Source organism: Arthrobacter sp. I3 (assembly GCF_000520575.1).
GTDB lineage: Bacteria > Actinomycetota > Actinomycetes > Actinomycetales > Micrococcaceae > Arthrobacter > Arthrobacter humicola_A.
This window is the reverse complement of record NZ_KI914920.1, coordinates 37,662-41,767: the sequence shown is the minus strand read 5'-3', so window position 1 is coordinate 41,767 and position 4,106 is coordinate 37,662. Positions and strand designations below refer to the sequence as shown.

The window sequence follows — 4,106 nt, the reverse complement described above, 5'->3', positions numbered from 1 at the left end:
TCCTCGATGTCCGGCGCGGCAGCGTTCCGGAGCTGGCTCACCGGCTGGAAGATGCGCTGGGGGAGCGCGCCGCGGCTAAGGCCGCGGCGGTGCCCACTCCGGCGTCGACAAAGGAAGTTGAATAGTGAGTACCGAATCAACCGTCATCAAAGTCACCGGACAAACGCCGGGTGAGAACTACGACGTCGTAGTGGGCCGCGGCCTCCTGGCAAGCCTGCCGGGCCTGCTGGGTGAGCGCGTCAAGCGCGTGCTGGTCATCCACCCCCGTGCGCTGCGGTTGACCGGGGACACCGTCCGGGAAGAGCTGGCCGCCGCCGGGTTCACCGCGCTGACCGCAGAAATCCCCGACGCCGAAGAGGGCAAACACATCGAGGTCGCCTCGTTCTGCTGGCAGGTGCTGGGGCAGAACGACTTCACCCGCTCCGATGCCATCGTCGCCGTCGGCGGCGGCGCCGTCACCGACCTGGCCGGCTTTGTCGCCGCGACCTGGCTGCGCGGCGTGAAGGTCATCCACATGCCCACGAGCCTGCTGGGCATGGTGGACGCCTCGGTCGGCGGCAAGACCGGCATCAACACCGCCGAGGGCAAGAACCTGGTGGGCGCGTTCCACCCGCCGGCCGGTGTCCTCGCGGACCTCGACACGCTGGAGACGCTGCCGAAGAACGAGATCATCTCCGGCATGGCCGAGGTCATCAAGTGCGGCTTCATCGCCGACCCGGCCATCCTGGACCTGATCGAGAAGGACCCGTCCGCGGTCTCCGATCCGCGCTCGGACACCCTGCGCGAACTGATCGAACGCGCCATCAGCGTCAAGGCCCGGGTGGTGTCCGAGGACCTGAAGGAAACCGGCCAGCGCGAGATCCTGAACTACGGCCACACCCTGGGCCACGCGATCGAACTCGCCGAGCGCTACTCCTGGCGGCACGGCGCCGCCGTCTCCGTGGGCATGATGTTCGCCGCCGAGCTCGCCCGCAGCGTCGGCCGGCTCAGCGACGCCGACGCCGACAGGCACCGCAGCATCCTGGAAAGCCTCGGGCTTCCCATCACCTACCGCCGCGACCGCTGGCAGGCCCTCCTGGACGGCATGCGCCGGGACAAGAAATCCCGCGGTGACCTGCTGCGGTTCGTGGTGCTCGACGGCGTCGGCCGGCCCGGCATCCTCGATGTCCCGGACACGTCCCTGCTGTTTGCCGCCTACCAGGAGATTGCCTCCTGATGCACATGGTCAAGGGCGGAACGAGCGAGTGGCCGGACGCGGGATTTCCCGGGATCCGGATCAACCCGCAGTCCCTGATGCCCCAGATCGTCAATGACGATGTCATGGCCGAGGCCCTGGCGGCCTCGACAGACCCCGGGGACCTGATCCTGGTCCGGCTCGTCGAAGGGCACGCGGCCGAAGCCGCGGAGCTCCTTGCCGAGGCCCGCTACAAGGACCCCGGCTCGCTCCGGCTGCGGATCTTCGAGGCGGACGTGCTCCGGGTCTCGAACCGGTTCGACCGGGCGGTGGAGGTGTTCCGCCAACTCCTCGCCGAGACCCAGGGCACCCTGGAAGAGGCCGCCGTCCGCCAGCACCTCGGCCGGTCCTACTTCGCCGGCGGGAACATTGGCGCCGCCGTCGAATCCTTCGCCAAGGCGCTGGATCTGCGCGTCGCCGGGTCCGCCGACGCGGCCCTCATCTATGCCTCCACCGTTGCGCTGCAGCGCGCCAGGGACGTGCTGGAACAGCAGTCCTGAGCCTGCGTCAGGCAGCTGTCCGCCGGAACCGGTAGAATAGATCTTGGATTTTTGACAAATACGCGCTGGCGGGCCGCTTGGCACGCCGGCCCGGCATAGATCGTCAGGCCGATAGCACCGGCCTGATGGAACCAGAGAGAAACTAAGAGGATACAGTGGCAACCACTAACGACATCAAGAACGGAACCGTCCTTAAGCTCGAGGGCCAGCTTTGGAACATCATCGAGTTCCAGCACGTCAAGCCCGGCAAGGGTGGCGCGTTCGTGCGCACCAAGATGCGCAACGTGATGTCCGGCAAGGTCGTCGACAAGACCTTCAACGCCGGACTGAAGATTGAGACCGCCACGGTGGACCGCCGCGATTACCAGTACCTGTACCAGGACGGCGCCGACTTCGTCTTCATGGACACCTCGGACTTCGACCAGCTCACCGTCTCGGCCGCCACCGTCGGCGACGCCACCAACTTCATGCTCGAGAACCAGATGGTCAACATCGCCATCCACGAGGGCAACCCGCTCTACATCGAGCTGCCCCCGAGCGTCGTCCTCGAAATCACCTACACCGAGCCGGGCCTGCAGGGCGACCGCTCCTCGGCCGGCACCAAGCCCGCCACCCTCGAAACCGGGTACGAGATCCAGGTGCCGCTGTTCGTCGAGAACAACACCAAGGTCAAGGTCGACACCCGCGACGGCAGCTACCTCGGCCGGGTCAACGACTAGTGAGTGCGCGCGGTAAGGCCCGGAACCGGGCCCTCGATGTGCTCTTTGAGGCCGAGCAGCGCTCAGCCTCCGCGTTCGACGTGCTGAAGTCCCGCCGCGAGCAGACAGACCAGATCGTCAACCCCTACACCCTCGAAATCGTCGAAGGCGTGGTCTCGCACCAGGTGGCCATCGACGAATTCCTGGAGACCTATTCGCAGGGCTGGACCCTGGAGCGCATGCCCTCCGTGGACCGCATCATCCTGCGGATCGGCACGTGGGAACTGCTCTACAACGACGACGTCCCGGACGGCGTGGCGGTCAGCGAGGCCGTGGCCTTGGCCAAGACGCTCTCCACGGACGAGTCGCCGTCATTCATCAACGGCCTGCTGGGCCGGCTGCAGCAGCTCAAGCCCTCGCTGCTGGCGTAAGCTCTGAGCGCCCCGAAGAACCCCGGCCAGGACATCCTGGCCGGGGTTCTTTCTTTTCCCCGGTTGTCCACGGCCGCGCTGGCCCCATTGGGTTCCCCCGGTCCCTAGCCGACGACGGCGGCCCGGAGCGCGGCGGTCTCGGTGAGCTGGTACTGCTCATCGCGCTGGTGTGCCGGCACGTCCCGGCCCCTGAGAATCCGTTGCCGGGTGAGGGCGAGCTGGGTGGCGGCATCGAGCAGCGCCTTCATCTGCACGCCCCGCCCGGTGGACCGGGCCCAGCGAAGCGCGGAACGGCGGCCGGCGGCTGTGGCCAGCATGTCCACCTCGCCCGCGGTAAACCAGCCCGCGGCCGCGTATTCCGTCAGCCGCTGGCGGGTGAGCCTGCGCTCAGCCACCCGCAGCAGCACGATCACCAGCACCGCCAGCAGGAAGATCGGCACCTGCACCATCACGTACCGGCCCAGGAAGTCCCGGCCCATGCTGTTCCAGGCGCTGTGCAACAGCATCGCGGGGACGAGGCCGGCGAAGAACGCCAGCACGGACAATCCGGTGTTCCCGCGGCGGGCGGCGAAGCCCATGACCAGGCCCGTGGTACCCGTGAATATAGCGTGGGCGAAGGGTGAGAGGACCCCACGGAGAAAGTAGACCACCGCGAGGTCCGTGCCGGGGTCGCTGGATTCGGCGATGGCGCGGCCGAAGTAGAGGATGTTCTCGGTAAATGCGAAGCCCGCCGCGATCGTGAAGGCGAACACCACACCGTCGACCGGTCCGTTGAAGTGTTTCGGGGCAAAGAGCACGAGCAACAGCAGCCCCAGGGACTTGGCGAATTCCTCCACCACCGGCGCCTGGACCGTCACGGCGAACGTCGAATAGTCCAGTCCAGAGGCAGGCCCGGCCACCAGTGAGAAATAGGGCTGGATCAGCATCGTCACCGCGATCGAGACGACGGCTCCCCAGGCAAACGCGAAAAGCAGCAGGGGTTTCGGCTCGGGTTCCCAGCGGTCGATGAAGCGCACCGTCAGCAACACGGTCCCCAGGGGAACCAGCGAGGCCACGAAACCAATGGCAAAGCCGGTGATTCCGGTCCTTTCCAGCAGGAAGGGCACCACCAGGAACAGGCAGAGGACCGCCAGGAATCCGCCGGCCATCACCAGGCCAAAAACACCGGAACCGCGGCCGTTCTTCCAACCCGGGCTGCCTCCCGCCGGCCCGGCGGGAGGCAGTGCCGGCTGCAACTGGCCGC

The 4,106-nt window shown here is 67.1% G+C and carries 5 protein-coding genes; 4 read left to right on the top strand and 1 reads right to left on the bottom strand.

Annotation, left to right across the window (positions count from 1 at the left end):
- Positions 1–124: 124 nt before the first annotated feature.
- The 4 genes from aroB (at position 125) to nusB (ending at position 2,863) form a co-directional block, all read left to right on the top strand.
- Positions 125–1,216: a 3-dehydroquinate synthase gene (gene aroB / locus Y706_RS0109870; RefSeq protein ID WP_028276468.1), complete on the top strand. Its 1,092-nt coding sequence runs from the start codon at positions 125–127 to the stop codon at positions 1,214–1,216.
- On the top strand, positions 1,216–1,734 hold the full coding sequence (locus Y706_RS0109865; protein ID WP_028276467.1) for a tetratricopeptide repeat protein: 519 nt from the start codon (positions 1,216–1,218) through the stop codon (positions 1,732–1,734). Before aroB ends, Y706_RS0109865 begins: the two co-directional genes overlap by 1 nt.
- A 155-nt stretch (positions 1,735–1,889) precedes the next feature.
- Entirely contained in the window at positions 1,890–2,453 is a 564-nt protein-coding gene (gene efp / locus Y706_RS0109860; RefSeq protein WP_018773146.1) for an elongation factor P, read from the top strand.
- The gene (gene nusB / locus Y706_RS0109855) at positions 2,453–2,863 is read left to right on the top strand and encodes a transcription antitermination factor NusB (protein WP_018773145.1); all 411 of its coding nucleotides are present in this window, start codon (positions 2,453–2,455) and stop codon (positions 2,861–2,863) included. The genes efp and nusB overlap by 1 nt, the downstream gene beginning before the upstream one ends.
- 104 nt (positions 2,864–2,967) lie before the next feature.
- Here nusB and Y706_RS24735 read toward each other — a convergent pair whose 3' ends face one another.
- The gene (locus Y706_RS24735; RefSeq protein WP_052355047.1) at positions 2,968–4,011 is read right to left on the bottom strand and encodes a PrsW family intramembrane metalloprotease; all 1,044 of its coding nucleotides are present in this window, start codon (positions 4,009–4,011) and stop codon (positions 2,968–2,970) included.
- Positions 4,012–4,106 lie beyond the last annotated feature (95 nt).

Excerpts from the sequence above, each read along its gene's own strand:
- Y706_RS0109865 (WP_028276467.1), top strand. The coding sequence starts at position 1,216 with ATGCACATGGTCAAGGGCGGAACGAGCGAGTGGCCGGACGCGGGATTT.
- Y706_RS24735 (WP_052355047.1), bottom strand. The coding sequence starts at position 4,011 with ATGGCCGGCGGATTCCTGGCGGTCCTCTGCCTGTTCCTGGTGGTGCCC.